The organism is Staphylococcus sp. HMSC068G11, from assembly GCF_001815825.1.
GTDB lineage: Bacteria > Bacillota > Bacilli > Staphylococcales > Staphylococcaceae > Staphylococcus > Staphylococcus epidermidis.
In genome coordinates this window covers 64,176-82,415 of record NZ_KV822054.1, presented here as the reverse complement: position 1 = coordinate 82,415, position 18,240 = coordinate 64,176, and the positions used below count along the sequence as shown (strand labels likewise).

Genomic DNA, 18,240 nt, shown 5'->3' with positions numbered 1-18,240 from the left:
ATAAAATGGAGCGGGTGATGGGAATCGAACCCACAACATCAGCTTGGAAGGCTGAGGTTTTGCCATTAAACTACACCCGCATGTAGACATAAAATTCAATTTGGTGCGGCCGAGAGGACTTGAACCTCCACGGGATTAACTCCCACTAGGCCCTCAACCTAGCGCGTCTGCCATTCCGCCACGACCGCTGGCAAAACGCATAATTAGAACTTAATTATCGAGAACATTAACTATTGTAAATGCTTTGTTACGTTTTGTCAATAATAATTTAACTTTATATTAATAAAATTAATTAGCGCTTGATAATCGAACCTCTTATTAAGACAACGATAACTATGATATATCACAACAATTACATTGTCAATGCTTTTATACCCTATAATTTATTTTTTTGTAACACTATACACAAGACGAATTATATAGCATTACATCGTAAATCGTTCTACAATATTATCTTAAACTTCAATTAACAAATACAAGTATGTTCTTTTTAATTATTTTACTACCATAACGTAAGTCAAGGATAACTAAAAATAGTTTTATATGGAGAATAAAAATGTAAAAAAGTCACATCATCATATTCAAATCATCAGTTATTACTTTACAATTAATTAAGACACCTAATAATAAATTTGTTAGACAACAATTATCAAACGTATAATTTATGATTGTTATCATTTCAATTTTCAGTATTAAATCAAAAACTGTGAGATAATTTAAAGGTTTCTCAATGATTCAAAATAAAATTACATATCTGTTACATCTTATTTTAATAATTGTTCGCCTAACTCGGCTACTTTTTAAATATATCTTCAAGACATATCATAGAAAAACCTGAGACATTATAAATGGCTCAGGTTAAATTTATATAGGATTAGTACAAGTACTCTTTTGTCAATTTTAACAACCTATTTTCAAAACAAAATGGTGATTTAAATTCTATCACTTTCTTGTTTGAAGAAGTTTTAAAACACCTCCACATCGTCCACAGCGCATTTTTTCCAGATTCACACGCTTTATACGAATAAATTCTTGTTCACAATAGATGCATCTATATTTATAATTAGCTCTATCTTGATAAGATTCTGTCGGAGTACAAAATCTAGGTGCTCCTACTTTAGCGCTCAAAATTTTGAATGCTTTATCACGATGTTGATATCCTTCACCAGATAAATGAAGAAAATAATGACACAGTTCATGTTTTATGATATCAATGACAGCTTTTTCTCCAAACATTTCATACTGTTTTGGATTTATTTCTATATTATGACTACTTAATATATACCTACCACCAGTGGTACGTAAACGCTTATTATAATATACCTCGTGCTTAAAAGCTTTGCCAAAATATTTTATCGCTATACTTTCAGTCAGGCTTTGTAATGCTAAATTATTCATTTGGGTCAACCATTGTCAATGAAACTTTGCCTTTATTTTCATCTATATCTAAAATCCAAACTTCTACAATATCTCCTACACTTATCATATCCATTGGATTTTTAACGAATTTCTTAGATAATTTTGATATGTGTACTAGCCCGTCTTGTTTAACACCGATATCTACAAATGCTCCAAAGTCAACAACATTTCTTACTGTGCCATTCAATTTCATGCCTTTAGATAAATCTTCAATCGATAATACATCTGACTTCAAAATAGGTGTTTCAAATTCATCTCTTGGATCTCTATTAGGTGCAATCAATGATTGTATTATATCTTTTAATGTAGGTTCACCAATATTTAATTGAGACACAAGAGTTGAAATATTAACATTTGATAACGTGTTTTTGAGTTTAACGGAACCTATATCTTGTGCAGTTAAATCTAATTGATGAAGCATGCGATATGCAACATCGTAACTTTCAGGGTGTATTGCAGTATTATCTAAAGGTTCTTTACCATCAACAATTCTTAAAAAACCAATACTTTGCTCAAAGGTTTTTGCGCCTAAACGTTTAATCCTACTAATTTCTTTATGATGTTTTATAGGTCCGTTTTCTTCTCTATAATCAATAATATTTTGAGCAATAGTTGATGTGAGACCTGATACATATTGTAATAAGGATTTAGAAGCAGTATTCACATCCACACCAACTTGATTGACGGCAGTCTCCACTACAAACGTTAAAGCCCTACTTAAATCTTTTTGATTGACATCATGTTGGTACTGTCCTACTCCTATAGATTTAGGATCTATTTTAACAAGTTCACTTAAAGGATCCTGAACTCTTCTACCAATTGAAACTGCACTTCGTTCTTCTACTTGAAAATTTGGAAATTCTTGTCTAGCAATTTCTGATGCTGAATAAACTGATGCGCCAGCTTCATTGACTATGATAAATTGTGCTTGAAGTTGATATTTTTTTATTACTTGAGCTACAAATTGTTCAGTTTCTCTACTAGCAGTACCGTTACCAATCGCTAAAAGTTCAATATCATAGTCACTTATCATCTTGACTAGTTCTTTTTCTGCTGACTCAACTTTTGATATTGGTGGATGAGGATAAATAACACCTTTAGCAATAAAGGTACCAAATGGATTGACGACAGCAAGTTTGCACCCTGTTCTAAATGCTGGATCTACTCCAAGAATTTGTTTACCCTTCATTGGTGGTTGTAGTAATAAATTTCTAAGATTTTCACTAAATACATCTATTGCATGAGATTCTGCATTTTGTGTTAGATCTCCTCTAATTTCTCTTTCTATTGAAGGAAGAATTAATCGCTTGAGACTATCCTGAATAGCCTCTTTAATAAACGGAGTTGCCTCATTTTTAGTTTTTATCTCAACATTTTCTATTTCTCTTTGAATACGTGTCGTATCAAAATCAATTTTTATTGATAATACTTTTTCTTTTTCTCCTCGATTCATCGCCAAAACACGATGATTTGCAATACGTTTAATTGGTTCATTGTAATCATAGTACATAGAAAATGTTTGTTTCTCATCTTCGGCTTTTTTCTTTTTCGAGGAAACAATTAGTCCCTGATTATAAACATCTTTAAGTATTTTAGAGCGATATTGAGGATTATCCGAAATACGTTCAGCTATAATATCTTTAGCCCCTTCTATTGCATCTTCAATTGTAGTCACTTCATCATTTAAGAATAATCGGGCTTTATCTTCAATTTTTGAATCCAATTTTGATTGTGAAAACCAGTCTGCTAAATCTTCTAACCCTTTTCTTTTAGCTTCAGTTGCACGTGTTTTCTTTTTTTGTTTATATGGACGATACAAATCCTCAACTCTTTGTAGCTTCGTCTGTGTTAATATGTCTTGCTTTAATTCTGAAGTTAATAGACCTTGTTGATCAATATTATGTATTACCTCTTCTTTACGTTTTTGAAGATTTAACATATAGTTATATTCATCATTGATTTGTTTAATTTCTACTTCATCAAGTCCACCTGTAGCTTCTTTACGATATCTCGCTATAAATGGAACCGTATTGTTTTCTTTCAGCAATTTTAAAACTGCTTTAATTTGTTTTTCCGAAAATTGATATTTACTTACAATTGTTTCAATTAAACTGTTATCCATTTGTTTTTTCTACCACGCTTTTCTTTAAAATTACTTATTTATCTTAACATAATAATTAAATTTGATTTTCTAGCGCTTTATTTCAATCAGAGTGCCTAGTAAAAATAGAGGTATAATTCAAATTGATAAAATTCATTCGAATAGTATCAAACGTTTCATATAACTAATACTAATTTTATCAAACCTTACAAATACAAATATAAGAAAACCTGAAATGAACTATTTTTTAAATTCATCCCAGGCTATTATAACGGATTTAATTACCAACACTGTTAACAACTCGTTTATTGTCTTGCAGCTTCCTGTAATTTTTTTATTGCGGTACGTTGCAAACGTGAAACATGCATTTGACTAAGACCAATTCTTTCACCAGTCTCTTTTTGGCTAAGACCTTCAATAAAAGTACATTGTATGATTTGTCTTTCTCTCTCTGACAAAATAGGTAAAATACGCTCTAATATCATACGCTTTTCCGTTAAATCATAATTATCATCTTGTTGTCCCATAATATCTAATAATGTAACTGTCGAACCATCTTTATCCGCTTCTATAGAGTGATCCACACTCAGGGCATTGTAACTCTGACCCATCTCCATCGCTTCCAAAACTTCTTCATCTGAAACTTCTAAGCGTTGTGCGATTTCACTAATAGATGGTGAACGTTCAAGTTCATTTGTTAATTCATCACTAACTTTTTTTATTCTTGGACCGATTTCTTTAATGCGTCTAGGTACATGAACACTCCATGTTTTATCTCGTAAATATCTTTTAATCTCACCAATAACTGTTGGTACTAAGAAGGCTTCAAACTTACGATCAAATGATAAGTCAAATCTATTAATAGCACCTATTAGACCAACCATACCCACTTGAACTAAATCTTCATGATGTGATTGTCCCTTAGAATATTTATAAGCTAAAGATTCAATTAGCTTACGATAATGTTTTACTAATTTATCTTGAGCTAGGCTATCTTCGTTTTCTTGATGTTGTTTAATCCATTGGTTAATTTGTTCAGGTGATACTTCACTAGCTGATTTCGACTCTTTCGCCATTATTTCGCACCTGCTCTTTTTTTATATACTTAATCATACTGATTGTTACACCAGATTCTTTATAAACAGTAACTTCATCCATTAAAGACTCAATTAAAAATAATCCCAGACCACCCTCACGTAGAAAATCAATATTTTCGTTATCATTATATGGACCTAAATGTGATTTTGTAGCTTCATAATCAAAACTTTCTCCTTGATCTGAAATAACGATTTTAATTCTATCATCAAATATTTCAAAACAAAGATTAATCATACCTATTTCAGAATTTTTTTTATATGCATGTTTAACCGCATTGGTCACCGCTTCACTCACTGCTATTTTAGAATCCTCTATATCATCGTAAGATGCGCCAGCTCTTGAAAATACCCCTGAAAGCGTCAAACGTATTAAACTTACGTATTCTGCAGAAGCTGGCAACCGCATTTCAATATAATCTTGTGTAGATTGCATGTTATTCTACCTCCGTTCCTTCATTAACATGCATTAAATCTTTTAATCCTGTAATATCAAACAATCTACCTATCCGCTCTGAGACACCTAAGATATAGAGATTTTTATCATTTTGATTTAATGCTTTTAACGTGCCTACGAATAAACCGAGGCCTGTTGAATCCATATAGCTCACATTAGCTAAGTTAACGTGAACATCATGTGTTCCTTCTTGTCTCATTGGTACTAGTACCTCTTCTAATTCAGGTACAGTATATACATCCAATTCTCCACCAACTTTAACCTCATAAAAATCATCATGAGTTATTGTTTCAATATTTAGATTCATTTAATACACTCCTAGTCTTTATCAAATGTTTTTATCCTACATATGTACTCAAAATTACCTATACCCTACATGAATTAACTTTAATCTACATTTTATAATTTAGTTTACTCTTTTTATAATTAAAATAGTCATATCATCTTTTCTCGCAGGATTTTGTAATTTTAAAATCGCTTCGTAAATAATTTGCACTATATCCTGTGGATGCATATGCTTATATTTTTGAATTAAGTCTAACAACTTATCTTTATCAATAAAATTTCCCTCTACATCACGTGCCTCTGTGACACCATCAGTAAAAATAATGATTAAATCATCAAGGTAAATAGGAATCTCTTGTTGGCTATAACGTGTTTTGGGGCTCACACCTAGAACTCTTCCTCGCACACCAATTTCCTCAAACGCTTCAGTTTCTGCGCGATATATATAGCCAGGTTCATGCCCAGCTGAGCTACAGTATAGAAGATGATTCATCTCTTCATACAGCCCATAAAACATTGTGACAAACATATTTTGGTTAACGTTCTTTTCAACAACACGGTTCAAACGCTTCAAACCATCACTAGGAAGTTGTGAATGTCCATAAGCATCCATGCCAAATTTTATCATACTCATAGCTAAAGCTGCTGGAATGCCTGAACCTATAACATCTGCCACAGCAAAACTCATTGTGCCATCTTTATGATCAATAAGATTAAAATAATCCCCACTTACTTTTTGTGCAGCAACAGATATCACTCCTATTTGAATGCTATCAAATTGTGGAATATCAGCTTTCAGCATAGTCTGTTGAAGTCTTGAGGCTAAATCCATTTCTTTATCGTGGACTTGAAGCTTATTAACAAGTCTTTGGTAATCTCGGTAACTATATCCAAATCCTTTAACGACTTCTTGTAACACATCGAGCGTTTCTAAAATATCTTCTTCTGCCAAATCTAATGTATTAATATAATCTTTATGTATCTCAACTATATCTTCAGGTAAAACATCTTTCTTTATAACTTCATTTGTGAATGCTTCACATTTCTTAATTAATAATGTTTTATTGTTAGTTATTAAACTTTCTTTAACAAGGGCTTTATAACTTTTTGTGAATTCTTCCACTAAATGTGCCTCCTTACTTCCACTTCAATATCCCATCAGTTTTATAACAATATGAAACCTTTATTTACTTTCAGCGAATAGCATAATTTTTTGGTGTTAAACCTTTGTTGATAGCTAAAAAAGACTTTAGGAATGGATAACCTAAAGCCTTAAAAACTCAAGACATCCTTTTATAATAAATACATTTTCATAATAACTATAGTGATACGTCTTAAATCAAAGATAAATAGACATACCGACACCTATACGAGTGTTTAAATATCCTAATATTACTTAAACACTTAATTATTATAAAGTTATTGCCTTTTATTTCAATATTTTTTTATGTTTACTACATATATTATTTAAGATTTATGATGATCAAAGTTATTTAATCCCAAACTAATATCTAAGGCATTATCAACCTCTATCATTTTACTATCTGATAAAAATGTTAATTTTTCTTTTAAACGCTTTTTATCTAGTGTTCTAATTTGTTCAAGAAGAATAACTGAATCTTTATCTAATTTATACTTTTTCTTTTCAATTTCTACGTGGGTTGGTATTTTCGCTTTATTAATCCTACCAGTAATCGCAGCTACAATTACAGTTGGACTATATTTATTACCAGTATCATTTTGAATGATAACTACAGGTCTTACTCCCCCTTGTTCAGACCCTTGAACTGGTGATAAATCCGCTAAATAAACATCTCCTCTTCTAATCATTCATTCTTGGAATTAGATATTAAATGTGATTCGTTGCAATCACAAGCTTCACACTCTATCGGGAAAGCTTCTGTTGCTAGGGAGAGGTTTAAATCGGCCATTTGTGCATAACCTTCTTTTAAAGATTGTTCAAGACTGTGGTTTCTATTTTGATTAAAAGATAACATGAAAAGAACCTCCATCTGATTCCAAAAGTTGTTATATTAGCATCAATTTAGTTTTATAATAACAAATTTCCTAATCAGTGACTATACTATTTTAACAATTCGTTTGTAACCTCTTCATTATTATCATAATAATATATTCTTGGAAGACGTCTTGATAAATTACATAATACTTCGTAGTTAATTGTACCTTGTTTATTCGCTACTGCTTCAGCTGATTGTGGTGAATCAACATGATTATCCATAAGTATTACTTTTTCACCCGTTTTTACATGAGAAGGAACCTTAACTATCATTTGGTCCATACAAATACGCCCAATGACTTCACATTGATTCCCGTTAACATTGACGAACGCACCTTGCATCGATCTTAAATATCCGTCGGCATACCCAATAGGTAAAATTGCAATTGTCATTTCTTCAGCAGCAGTATATGTACGTCCATAACTAACAGTTTCACCAGCTTTAAGCGTTTTGACTTGAACCGTTTCTGATACTAACTGCGCACTCGGTCTTAAATGAACTTTTACATTATCTTTAACATATTCTGAAGGATAGTATCCATAAAGAGAGATTCCTAATCTTATTGCATTACAAAATTGACCATCCATGAGTAGTGATCCAGCAGAATTTTGACAATGAATATAGATTGGTTTCTCAACTTGATTAACCATCTCTTTGAACAAAGTATATTGTTCGTTCATAGAACTTCCAGGTTCATCTGCACTCGCAAAATGTGTGTAAACGCCTTCAAAGACTAAATGATTTCTTTTATTAATTAGGTCAACCACTTCTTTATATTCATCTATATCTTTCATTCCAATTCGGCCCATACCAGTATCTAATTTTACATGTAGCCATAAATTTTTTTGGTTATCATCAGGAATTTGCTTGATAGTTTCCTTCAACCATGCTTTAGAAGGTACTGTTAAAGCAACACGATGCTGTATAGCCTTCTCAATGTCTTCTGTTGGAACAACACCTAAAACTAATAATTTAGCATCAACTCCATGCATTCTTAATTCTATTGCTTCATCAAGTGTAGCCACTGCAAAAAATGTTGCACCATGACGCATTAAATGTTGTGCTATTTTCACACTTCCTAATCCATATCCATTAGCTTTAATAACTGAAATGACAGTTTTATTAGCGTGTAATTGATTGAAATTTTGATAATTTGCTAAAATTGCATCTAAATTCACATTTAAATATGTTGCTCTATAAAACTTCTCTGACATATACATGTCCTCCTTGAAACTACTTACTTTATCTTATTTCTGATGATTAAAAATTCTATCCAATTTTCATTCGTTTTTTTCAAGAATAACTTGACTCATAGCATAATTCTCAGTATGTGTAATACTCACATGTGTATCAAAACCAGGATAATCAATACATGGTTTACCTAGTGCATCGTTGTAACAGTTAATATCCTGAAACGATACTGATTTCCCCAACCCAGTACCTAAGGCCTTACTAAATGCCTCTTTCACAGTAAAGCGACCTGCTAAAAATTCTAATCTACGTTGCTCATGTGTATACTGATTTAATTTGTCCCTTTCCTCTATAGTAAGTATTCTTTCAATAAATTTTGTTTGATTCTGAAGATTTTTAATTCGTTCAATTTCTATTAGATCTATACCTATTCCATAAATCACTTGTATCGCCTCTTTAGTATATCATCAATAATCTTTTATCAAGTCTTTAATATATCATCGTTTAATTTTTCTGATGAAGCTACATTTGTCGTTATTGATTTTTGTTGTTTAATTTGTTTTTTTAATCTTTGTGCTTCTCGAATATCTATCAATGCTATTTCAGAATTCCCCCCAGCAGTTGATAAAGACAGCGAAGCGAGTTGGAACTTTCTCATGATAAATCCCTCAACAATATCTATATTTTGTATTCTAAAGTATGGGATGACGTGCACATCTATAAAAATGATACCTTCTCTAATATGTATTTCTTTATCATCTAAAAAATATCTAAGATGTTTAAACTTAAACCAAGGCACTAGAATCATGAATAAAATACAAACTATTGTAGTTAAAATTATTGCTCCAATTATTAAATTTTTAGTATTAATAAAATGGAATTTTAATTCATTAAGCAATATTAAAATAGACAATGCTATCACTAGTAAAAGTGTCCAAAAAGCACCACTAATTCTCATTACTTTAATACCATTTTGGTGCATATATTTATAAGACTTCATGAGTATCACCTTTCATGTACCAATTTTTGAGTTTAAGAACATTATCTACTTCACTAAACTTCAAGCCAATATTTTGCCTACTACTACCTTTAGCAATAACAAATTGAAAATTTGCGAGTTGGCTTCTTTCAAGAAAGGGATGTTGACTAATAGCCATTCCTAAGACTTTTTCTTTTTTAACATAAAATCTCTTAATATTTAATATAGACGCTTTTTGTACAACTAGCTCTGATTCGCTAAAAGAAAAACCACTAAAACGTGTATAAAGTATAGCGTAAACAAAAAATAATGAGATTGGTAATAAAGCTATAATTAAAGACCATAAAGACCACATATACCATCCAATAATGCCCATACCAATAAGACACAAGGAAGGAATTAAAAAGTGACGATGAAACCCTTTTAAAGGCATACCAATTTTAGCATGATTAAATGTCATCTCAGGAACTAAAGGCCTAATCACTTTATATGCCTCTTTTCTTGGAATAAACGGTAAAATCATAATTCTTCCGTCATTATCAGTGGGTTCCTCTTCAGTGGCATCTATATCGCTTGTAATATAGAAATGTATAGATGTATAACCAAATAATTTTCGTATAAAAGATTGATGTTCAAGTACACCTTGCAGTCGGTCAGTTGGTACAGTGATATTTTTCTTCGTAAATAATCCATATTGAATTTTAAGTTGATGATTTTCTTGAATAACTCGATATCCATAAAACTTAATTAAGTACATGACAGTTCCGATTATATAACTTAATAATAACACTAGTATGACAATAAAAATGACAATGAAATATATCGTTTTAAATACTGAAGATATTTCTTCACCAAATTTATCCCATGGAATAACACTTGAGAGACTGCCAATAATAGGGGATAGCGTCACAAAAGCAAGCGCTATAGCTCCACTTGTCATAGACATAAATAATAGTTGCTTAAAAGGCATTTTAAATATGGCATATTGGGGCTTGGCATGTTGCTGATATGTCTGAGTATGGTTCTCTTCATTTAACTCTTTAGCTTCTTGATTTACCTGGTTATTCATGCGTTCTTGAATAGATTGCAATTCTTGTTCAATAACTTCACTTTGCTTTTTTGAAATTGTCCCTAACTCTATGCCATCACTAGGTGTTTTAATGATGAGTTCAACACCGCCAACAATCTGATTAATCAAACCTTGAGACGTATCTGCAGATTGTATGCGACTAATATTAAGTTCTTTTCGTTCCTTATTAAAAACACCAGTAGTTAATATAAAATGATCCTCTTCAATCCAATATCGTGTATTATAAACCTTAATAATATTATGAATGAAGCCGATAGAAAATATCAAAGTCATTATACCTGGAATAATATAAGACGAAAAATCATCATATTTAAAATCTTTTATATTAAATAAAAAGATGATAATTACAATGAAATTTGATTTAATCACACTAATCAAGCCATCAATATAAGAAATTGGATGTAGCTTTTGCGGACTATACATCGTCATTGGCACCTCTCAATCTCAATAGTATTTGTTGTTGAATATTTTGTGCTTCTTTCTCAGATATTATTGGAAATGAGATTGTATGACCTGCAGTAAATAAAGTTACAGAATTAAGATTTAATTTTTTTGATAACGGATTAGTTCCAATATCAATAAATTGTATTCTCTCTATTTTGCTTAATTCTTCTTTCTTAAAAATAAATAATCTTTTTAAAATGACAAAATCTTCGTGAATTTTATAATAACGATATCTATATTTAATTAGTGGAGATATACAAGTGTTTAAAATCGATAACAAACCTAGCCCAAGAAAGATGTATGATGTAAAAGGCCACCAATGATTTAAAAAACTAAAATACAAAAGTAAACTGAATATTATAAGCAAAATAAATAAACCTATACAACTAGTGATGTAATAGTACTTTAGCGCTTGGATTGGACTTCTATGAAACGTACTATCATTTTTCATAAATGTACTCCTTTTCAAGATTTACCCACATTATAGCATAGTGATAATAAAGTCTAAAAAATAACAGCGACCAATATTTTCAATGTATTATTTATTAAAAAATAATTTATTTCCATACAAAAATGAAAAAATTCATATCGACACGTCACACCTAATATATAATAAGATTTATGCTCAATACATATGTACTTTTTAATCCGTATAAATAAAAATGCCTGAGACAAAAAATATTATCTCAGGCTAGTTAATTAATTTATTTTTGGTGATCTGCAAATGTGCGACCTTTTAGTGATTGATTACCACTTTTTTGTTGCTTATCTCTACGGTCAAATTTCTTTGAATTTTTCTTTTTACTTGATTGACCTTTAGAACCTTTTGATCGTCTATTTTTATTATCAAACTTACCATTACCACGTTTATGATTACTTCTTCTAAAACCGCCTTTACTACTGCGATTTTTACGTGCTAACGGTTTTTCAAATGTTAATTGTACTTCCACTTCATCGTTAGCTTCTACAAGTTCTTGAAGTAAAGAGGCTACTAATTCTGTACTATCATATTCTTTAAGTAATTCACTTGATATTCTTTGTAAACGCGGCTCGTTCTCTCTTGACATCCAGTTTTGAACTCTATCTTTAATATCATCTTCACGCGCTTTAAGCACCTCTTTACGATGTGGAGGTCTTAATGCTTTCATTCGACGATTATTGACATCTTCAATTTGTCGAATATAATCCATCTCAATTGGATTTACAAAAGTAACTGCAATACCTTCTTTTCCTGCTCGACCGGTACGTCCAATACGGTGAGTATAACTTTCTGTATCTTGAGGGATATCAAAATTATAAACATGACTCACACCAGAAATATCAAGACCACGTGCAGCAACATCTGTAGCAACTAAAATATCTATTTGATCGTTCTTAAATTTCTTCAATACTTCTAGACGTTTCGCTTGGGTAATATCGCCATGTAAACCTTCTGCTTTGTATCCTTTAGATAATAGCGCGCTTGTTAATTCATCTACGCGGCGTTTAGTACGACCAAAGACAATCGCCAATTCAGGCTGATGAACATCTAAAAAGTTTGTAAATGTATCAAATTTCTCTAATTCTTTAACGATTGTATAATATTCATCAATTTGAGGATCTGACATTTCATTATTCATTGTCTTAATTATTTTAGGAGCTTTCATAAACTGCTGTACCAATTCTTGGATTGCTTTTGGCATCGTAGCTGAAAATAACATAGTTTGACGTTGCTCAGCTGGAATTTTATCCATAATAAATCTCATATCATCGATGAATCCCATATTCATCATTTCATCTGCTTCATCTAAAATAAGCGTGTGAATTCCCTGAGTTTTAAGTGTACGACGATTAAGATGATCAATAACTCTTCCTGGCGTACCTACTACAATTTGAGGGCCTCTTTTTAATGCTTTAATCTGTCTTTCAATAGGCATACCGCCAAAGACTGTAACAACTTGTACTTTTTGACCTTTACTGAACTCTCTTAATTGCTCAGCTACTTGCATAGCAAGCTCTCTCGTTGGCGCAAGAATTAATGATTGAACACCCTGTTGGCCTACAACTTTCTCAATTAAAGGTATACCAAACGCCCCTGTTTTCCCAGTACCAGTTTGGGCTTGTCCAAGGATGTCATCTCCTTCTAACGCGTAAGGGATGCTATCTTTTTGGATAGGTGTCGGTTCTTTAAACCCCATTGTTTCCAATGTTTGAACCGTTTTATCCGAAATCCCTAGTTCTTTAAAATTTTGCAAAATAATTCTCCTTTTACGTGTATATTTCTTAATATGCTTTTTTACATATATGGTCACTTATGTTTTATCAACTTCTATATAGTACCACCTTAAAAATATTATAGCAATAAAGCAATTTCACACATTTACTGTTTTCAATGTAATTCATCAAACAATTTAACTTTCAAAAAGGTCGTGCAATATGTAATGTAAGCGTTTTGCATAATTTACTAAAAAAATAAAAGCATGCGTTGAAAGTAACATCCAAATTAATTTACAGATGCTCATTCATTGCATGCTTTAAAATTAGATTTTATATTACAACAATGCGTCAACAACTTCCTCAAGCTTCATACCCCGTGAACCTTTAACTAAGACTTTGTCCTCTGGTTTAACTTGAGATATTAACGTCTGAATTAACTGTTCTTTTTGATCAAAGTGTTTTGCTTCTTTAACAAAAATTTTACCACTATCATGGATATAACTGGCTTCTTTACCAAATGTATATAAAACATCTATATTTTTATCTTTCAAATATTCACCAACTTGTTTGTGCATCACTTGACTATTAGGTCCTAATTCAAGTACATCTGCTAATATTAAAATTTTTCGACCTTTCATGACACTTAATGTATCAATGGCAGCTTTCATACTTGTTGGACTTGCATTATATGCGTCATTAATTACTGTTACTTTATTTGATGATTCATGTCTTTCCATTCTCATAGCAGTTAATTGCACGTTGTGAATATTATTTTGAATTATTGTTTCATTTAGGCCTAATTCATGTCCAATAGCAATTGCAATAGCAGCGTTTTTCATATTATGCGTGCCCAAAATTGGTAAATGATAGTGTTCTTTTTGATTGATAGTAAAATGAATACCTTCGTTTTTCACATCGTTCATATGACAAGTATATGTATTGTCAGAATTTAATCCAATGCTGATTAATTTCGCATGTTTAACTTGAGTAACATGAGGTTTTAATAAAGGTTCATCTCCGTCATAAATAAATATACCATTTGTTTTGAGACCAGTTGTTATTTCAAATTTAGCTTTTGCAATGCCTTCTCGCGATCCTAAATCTTGCATATGTGACTCACCAATGTTTGTGATGACCGCTATATCAGGTTGTGCGATGTTAGATAACAACTCTATTTGATGAAAACCTGACATTCCCATTTCTAGAATAGAAATTTCTGTGTCTTCATCAAGTTCTAGTAAAGTCAACGGCATTCCAATTTCATTATTATAATTTCCTTGTGTTTTTTTAACTTTAAATTCAGTTGATAATACACTTTCAATCATGTCTTTTGTGGTTGTTTTTCCATTAGAACCAGTGACCGCTATCACCTTAGGATTTACATGATTTAGATATGCTTTTGCCAATTGCTGTAAGGCTATTAAAGTATCTTCTACCCAAATAATAGGACCTTGGATCTCTTCAGAATACCTATTCTCTTTTTCACTAAAAACAGCTCCAGCACCATCGTTCAACGCTTGTGTAATAAAACGATGGCCATCAACATTCTCGCCTTTAAACGGTATAAATAGCGATCCTTCATTGATTTCCCGTGAATCAATTGAAACCCCATTTATTGTTTCTTTTAAATGTTTTTCATCAATTTCACAATCTATCCAGTTTTTAATTTGCTCTAATGTGACGTTTATCATAACTAAAACCTCTAATAATCAATTTTATATTTATTTTTCTTTTTATCTTCATAACGTTCTTTAGCCAAATCAATCAATTTAGCAATTAAATCAGGGTAAGATAAGCCCATATTTTTCCATAAGTTTGGATACATACTATATGCAGTAAATCCTGGCATGGCATTTGTTTCATTGATATAAATTTGATTATCATCAGTAACAAAGAAATCTGCACGAACTAATCCCGAACAATCAGTAGCTTTAAAAGCCTCTAATGCCATGTTTCTTAATGTCATTTGAACATCTTGATCTAAATCTGCTGGAATATCTAATTTAATCTTACCGTCTTTATACTTTGATTTATAATCATAAAATGCTACATCCTTAACAACCTCACCAGGCCATGTTGTTTCAGGATAATCGTTACCTAAGACAGCTACTTCAATCTCTCTAGCATTAATCCCTTGTTCAATGACAAGTTTACGATCAAATTGGAATGCTTCAGCTATCCCAGATTTTAATTCTTCTTCATTGTTACATTTACTTATACCAACACTTGAACCGAGATTAGCAGGTTTTACAAATACCGGATATGTTAACTTATCATTAACTAATTTAATGATATTATTTTCATATTTTTCATACTCACTTCTTAAAAAGCTAATATAAGGTAATTGAGGTAAACCTCTATGCTCAAATAATTGTTTCATCACGAGTTTGTCCATTGAGCTTGAAGCAGCTAACACACCATTACCTACATATGGTATATCAAGTACCTCAAAAAGACCTTGGATAGTTCCATCTTCTCCATTTGGACCATGTAATAACGGGAACACTGCATCATATGATCTTCCTAAACTACCTTTACTGAGTAATTGTGAGATTTCTCCAGTTTCTACATCGTTAATGACGAGTTCGTCAGTATTTTTTATTTCTTGTGTAATATTATCTTTTTTCTTCCATTCACCATCGTTTGTTATATAAATGATATCAACTTGATATCGTTCTTTATCAATTGCGTTTAAAACATTTTGTGCAGTTAAAATTGAAACATCGTGTTCTGCACTTTTACCTCCAAAAACGATACAAATATTTTCTTTTGTCATTTCGTTTTCCTCCATTACAATCACAGTTCTTTTAGCTTTTTTCTTTGACGTAATTGTTTAATTGTTCTTTTTATTTGCTACTTTAAGTTCATAACGACTTCTGAAACTTAATATTATCATATTTTGAAATTCAATTGCATTTGATAATCTAAATATAGAACTAAATTTTAGTGACAATTTGGGTCAATATACATATTTTTATTATGACTATTACATATTAAAAGTTAAAAAGGTGCTATCATTCTTTGATATTCTAGCAAATTTAAAAGAAGTCATGTAAAATTAATATATATTTGATTAGAAAATATGAATGAATACCGATAATTAAAATATTGTAAAAGTATCTACAGCAATTTTGAAAAGTAATCCATATACATAAAGGAGTAAGCAATGAATTATTCTTCTCGTCAACAACCTAAACGAAACTGGTTACGTAAAGTCGACTGGATACTCGTACTAGTTATATCGCTATTAGCACTAACAAGTGTTATTTTAATCAGTTCCGCTATGGGTGGCGGACAATATAGTGCAAATTTCAGTATTAGACAAATCATTTATTATATTTTCGGAGCTATTATTGCACTTTTAATTATGATAATTTCACCGAAGAAAATTAAAAGTAATACTTATATTTTATATAGTATATTTTGCATTCTATTAATAGGATTACTTATTTTACCTGAAACTTCAATCACCCCAATTATTAATGGTGCTAAAAGTTGGTACAGTTTCGGTCCTATAAGCATCCAACCTTCCGAATTCATGAAAATTATACTTATACTTGCTTTAGCTAAAACGATATCTAAACATAACCAATTTACATTTAATAAGTCTTTTCAATCTGATTTAATGTTATTTTTTAAAATTATAGGTGTATCCATTATACCTATGGCATTAATTCTGTTGCAAAATGACTTAGGTACTACTTTGGTGTTATGTGCAATTATAGCTGGTGTCATGTTAGTAAGTGGAATAACATGGAGAATATTAGCCCCTCTTTTTATTGTTGCATTTGTAAGTGGCTCTAGTATTATATTAGCTATCATTTATAAACCATCCTTAATAGAGAGCCTATTAGGAATAAAAATGTATCAAATGGGACGTATCAATTCTTGGTTAGATCCCTATTCATACAGTAGTGGGGATGGATATCACTTAACAGAATCTTTAAAAGCTATTGGTTCTGGTCAATTATTAGGTAAAGGTTATAACCATGGCGAAGTTTATATTCCTGAGAATCATACCGACTTTATTTTTTCAGTGATTGGCGAAGAAATGGGCTTTATAGGTTCAGTATTATTGATATTACTTTTCTTATTCTTAATATTCCACCTTATACGATTAGCTAGTAAAATTGATAATCAGTTTAACAAAGTATTTATCATAGGATATGTATCGTTGATTGTCTTTCACGTGTTACAAAATATCGGCATGACGGTTCAATTACTACCTATTACAGGTATACCACTTCCGTTTATTAGTTACGGCGGAAGTTCTTTATGGAGTTTAATGACTGGTATAGGAGTAGTTCTTTCAATTTATTATCATGAACCTCAACGATATCAAATACCCGCATTATCAAAAAAATCTAATACAATTTAACCTTTATAAAAAAGAGACACTATTCACAGTGAACAGTGTCTCTCTTTTTATATTAATTTAGATAATCAATACATAAAATATTATATTATCATGCAAATCATTTTAATTCATGACTTACTTGATTAGATGTAGGCAAAGTATTAATAATATCTAAACGAGATTTAGTTTTCTTAATATTCACACCCAATGATGATAATAATTTGACTACATTTTGAATCTTATCCTGATTCTTCACAATTATCACCTCGTTAGAAATAGCTTCATTTCCATCATACCCTAATTACTTCTACTTTACTACATCATTCAAGAAATATTTTTAAATATTTCTAAAAGCTATAATAATTCAAAGAAAAAAACGAATTAAACACAATCCTTTAATTATAAAATACGAAATCCGCAATCGTAAATTTCTTTTTCAATGTTATTTAAATTTGCGGGAGTGTCAAATTCTACTCGAATCTCATTCATTTGGTAATCGATATCCACACTATTGATGCCTATCATCTTAGATAAATGATCTTTGAGCTGTTTCTCTTGTTCAGTTGTTTTAATACCTGAAACATGTATCAATCCTTTTTTCAATTTCAT

19 protein-coding genes and 2 tRNA genes are annotated in these 18,240 nt (G+C 31.0%); 1 reads left to right on the top strand and 20 read right to left on the bottom strand.

The genetic code is table 11. The annotated features are described in order from the left end of the window. Positions 1-6 precede the first annotated feature (6 nt). The 18 genes from HMPREF3058_RS00885 to HMPREF3058_RS00800 form a co-directional block, all read right to left on the bottom strand. Positions 7-80: transfer RNA gene (locus HMPREF3058_RS00885), tRNA-Gly, on the bottom strand. Between the two features lie 21 nt (positions 81-101). Further along, positions 102-188 (bottom strand) — tRNA-Leu (locus HMPREF3058_RS00880). A gap of 754 nt (positions 189-942) precedes the next feature. Then, positions 943-1,398, bottom strand: a complete 456-nt coding sequence (locus tag HMPREF3058_RS00875; protein ID WP_002491198.1) for a SprT family protein — start codon at positions 1,396-1,398, stop codon at positions 943-945. After that, a complete protein-coding gene (locus HMPREF3058_RS00870) occupies positions 1,391-3,541 on the bottom strand; it encodes a Tex family protein (protein ID WP_002491171.1) in 2,151 nt (716 codons plus the stop codon). Before HMPREF3058_RS00870 ends, HMPREF3058_RS00875 begins: the two co-directional genes overlap by 8 nt. Before the next feature lie 284 nt (positions 3,542-3,825). Next, the gene (gene sigB, locus HMPREF3058_RS00865) at positions 3,826-4,596 is read right to left on the bottom strand and encodes an RNA polymerase sigma factor SigB (RefSeq protein ID WP_002458689.1); all 771 of its coding nucleotides are present in this window, start codon (positions 4,594-4,596) and stop codon (positions 3,826-3,828) included. Next, complete coding sequence (gene rsbW / locus HMPREF3058_RS00860; protein WP_001829903.1) at positions 4,571-5,050, bottom strand: anti-sigma B factor RsbW; 480 nt, start codon at positions 5,048-5,050, stop codon at positions 4,571-4,573. The genes sigB and rsbW overlap by 26 nt, the downstream gene beginning before the upstream one ends. A gap of 1 nt (position 5,051) precedes the next feature. Continuing rightward, positions 5,052-5,378: an anti-sigma factor antagonist gene (locus tag HMPREF3058_RS00855; RefSeq protein ID WP_001829952.1), complete on the bottom strand. Its 327-nt coding sequence runs from the start codon at positions 5,376-5,378 to the stop codon at positions 5,052-5,054. A 99-nt stretch (positions 5,379-5,477) separates the two neighbouring features. Further along, on the bottom strand, positions 5,478-6,479 hold the full coding sequence (locus tag HMPREF3058_RS00850; RefSeq protein ID WP_002447756.1) for a PP2C family protein-serine/threonine phosphatase: 1,002 nt from the start codon (positions 6,477-6,479) through the stop codon (positions 5,478-5,480). Positions 6,480-6,823: 344 nt separating this feature from the next. Further along, positions 6,824-7,186 carry a type II toxin-antitoxin system PemK/MazF family toxin gene (locus HMPREF3058_RS00845; RefSeq protein ID WP_002447757.1) on the bottom strand — a complete coding sequence of 121 codons (363 nt, stop codon included), beginning with the start codon at positions 7,184-7,186 and terminating at the stop codon, positions 6,824-6,826. Next, the gene (gene mazE, locus HMPREF3058_RS00840; RefSeq protein WP_001829931.1) at positions 7,183-7,353 is read right to left on the bottom strand and encodes a type II toxin-antitoxin system antitoxin MazE; all 171 of its coding nucleotides are present in this window, start codon (positions 7,351-7,353) and stop codon (positions 7,183-7,185) included. The genes HMPREF3058_RS00845 and mazE overlap by 4 nt, the downstream gene beginning before the upstream one ends. 86 nt (positions 7,354-7,439) lie before the next feature. Then, positions 7,440-8,588 (bottom strand): alanine racemase, encoded by a 1,149-nt coding sequence (gene alr, locus HMPREF3058_RS00835; protein ID WP_002458690.1) that lies wholly within the window; start codon positions 8,586-8,588, stop codon positions 7,440-7,442. A 66-nt stretch (positions 8,589-8,654) separates the two neighbouring features. Continuing rightward, positions 8,655-9,008 carry a holo-ACP synthase gene (gene acpS / locus HMPREF3058_RS00830; protein WP_002486941.1) on the bottom strand — a complete coding sequence of 118 codons (354 nt, stop codon included), beginning with the start codon at positions 9,006-9,008 and terminating at the stop codon, positions 8,655-8,657. Between the two features lie 38 nt (positions 9,009-9,046). Next, positions 9,047-9,565, bottom strand: coding sequence for a PH domain-containing protein (locus HMPREF3058_RS00825; RefSeq protein WP_002499547.1), 519 nt, complete (start codon positions 9,563-9,565; stop codon positions 9,047-9,049). Continuing rightward, positions 9,552-11,057 (bottom strand): PH domain-containing protein, encoded by a 1,506-nt coding sequence (locus HMPREF3058_RS00820; protein WP_002491182.1) that lies wholly within the window; start codon positions 11,055-11,057, stop codon positions 9,552-9,554. Before HMPREF3058_RS00820 ends, HMPREF3058_RS00825 begins: the two co-directional genes overlap by 14 nt. Then, positions 11,050-11,529 carry a PH domain-containing protein gene (locus HMPREF3058_RS00815; protein WP_002447762.1) on the bottom strand — a complete coding sequence of 160 codons (480 nt, stop codon included), beginning with the start codon at positions 11,527-11,529 and terminating at the stop codon, positions 11,050-11,052. The genes HMPREF3058_RS00820 and HMPREF3058_RS00815 overlap by 8 nt, the downstream gene beginning before the upstream one ends. A 253-nt stretch (positions 11,530-11,782) precedes the next feature. After that, on the bottom strand, positions 11,783-13,312 hold the full coding sequence (locus tag HMPREF3058_RS00810) for a degradosome RNA helicase CshA (protein ID WP_002491176.1): 1,530 nt from the start codon (positions 13,310-13,312) through the stop codon (positions 11,783-11,785). Positions 13,313-13,609: 297 nt separating this feature from the next. Next, positions 13,610-14,965 carry a UDP-N-acetylmuramoyl-tripeptide--D-alanyl-D-alanine ligase gene (murF, locus tag HMPREF3058_RS00805; RefSeq protein ID WP_002491192.1) on the bottom strand — a complete coding sequence of 452 codons (1,356 nt, stop codon included), beginning with the start codon at positions 14,963-14,965 and terminating at the stop codon, positions 13,610-13,612. A gap of 11 nt (positions 14,966-14,976) precedes the next feature. Next, on the bottom strand, positions 14,977-16,050 hold the full coding sequence (locus HMPREF3058_RS00800; RefSeq protein WP_002458698.1) for a D-alanine--D-alanine ligase: 1,074 nt from the start codon (positions 16,048-16,050) through the stop codon (positions 14,977-14,979). A gap of 390 nt (positions 16,051-16,440) precedes the next feature. On the opposite strand from HMPREF3058_RS00800, the gene HMPREF3058_RS00795 reads away from it, so the two are divergent. Further along, positions 16,441-17,652: an FtsW/RodA/SpoVE family cell cycle protein gene (locus HMPREF3058_RS00795; RefSeq protein ID WP_002447766.1), complete on the top strand. Its 1,212-nt coding sequence runs from the start codon at positions 16,441-16,443 to the stop codon at positions 17,650-17,652. 97 nt (positions 17,653-17,749) lie between these two features. Here the strand turns inward: HMPREF3058_RS00795 and HMPREF3058_RS00790 are convergent, their stop codons facing one another. Next, a complete protein-coding gene (locus HMPREF3058_RS00790; RefSeq protein WP_001829949.1) occupies positions 17,750-17,887 on the bottom strand; it encodes an Lmo0850 family protein in 138 nt (45 codons plus the stop codon). A gap of 143 nt (positions 17,888-18,030) precedes the next feature. After that, entirely contained in the window at positions 18,031-18,240 is a 210-nt protein-coding gene (locus tag HMPREF3058_RS00785; protein WP_002447767.1) for a putative copper chaperone CsoZ, read from the bottom strand.

Coding starts and splice junctions, on each gene's coding strand:
- mazE (WP_001829931.1), bottom strand. CDS start 7,353: ATGTTATCTTTTAATCAAAATAGAAACCACAGTCTTGAACAATCTTTA.
- rsbW (WP_001829903.1), bottom strand. CDS start 5,050: ATGCAATCTACACAAGATTATATTGAAATGCGGTTGCCAGCTTCTGCA.
- sigB (WP_002458689.1), bottom strand. CDS start 4,596: ATGGCGAAAGAGTCGAAATCAGCTAGTGAAGTATCACCTGAACAAATT.
- HMPREF3058_RS00870 (WP_002491171.1), bottom strand. CDS start 3,541: ATGGATAACAGTTTAATTGAAACAATTGTAAGTAAATATCAATTTTCG.
- HMPREF3058_RS00800 (WP_002458698.1), bottom strand. CDS start 16,050: ATGACAAAAGAAAATATTTGTATCGTTTTTGGAGGTAAAAGTGCAGAA.
- HMPREF3058_RS00815 (WP_002447762.1), bottom strand. CDS start 11,529: ATGAAAAATGATAGTACGTTTCATAGAAGTCCAATCCAAGCGCTAAAG.
- HMPREF3058_RS00855 (WP_001829952.1), bottom strand. CDS start 5,378: ATGAATCTAAATATTGAAACAATAACTCATGATGATTTTTATGAGGTT.
- HMPREF3058_RS00845 (WP_002447757.1), bottom strand. CDS start 7,186: ATGATTAGAAGAGGAGATGTTTATTTAGCGGATTTATCACCAGTTCAA.
- murF (WP_002491192.1), bottom strand. CDS start 14,965: ATGATAAACGTCACATTAGAGCAAATTAAAAACTGGATAGATTGTGAA.
- alr (WP_002458690.1), bottom strand. CDS start 8,588: ATGTCAGAGAAGTTTTATAGAGCAACATATTTAAATGTGAATTTAGAT.
- HMPREF3058_RS00875 (WP_002491198.1), bottom strand. CDS start 1,398: ATGAATAATTTAGCATTACAAAGCCTGACTGAAAGTATAGCGATAAAA.
- HMPREF3058_RS00820 (WP_002491182.1), bottom strand. CDS start 11,057: ATGTATAGTCCGCAAAAGCTACATCCAATTTCTTATATTGATGGCTTG.
- HMPREF3058_RS00785 (WP_002447767.1), bottom strand. CDS start 18,240: ATGAAATTGAAAAAAGGATTGATACATGTTTCAGGTATTAAAACAACT.
- HMPREF3058_RS00795 (WP_002447766.1), top strand. CDS start 16,441: ATGAATTATTCTTCTCGTCAACAACCTAAACGAAACTGGTTACGTAAA.
- HMPREF3058_RS00825 (WP_002499547.1), bottom strand. CDS start 9,565: ATGAAGTCTTATAAATATATGCACCAAAATGGTATTAAAGTAATGAGA.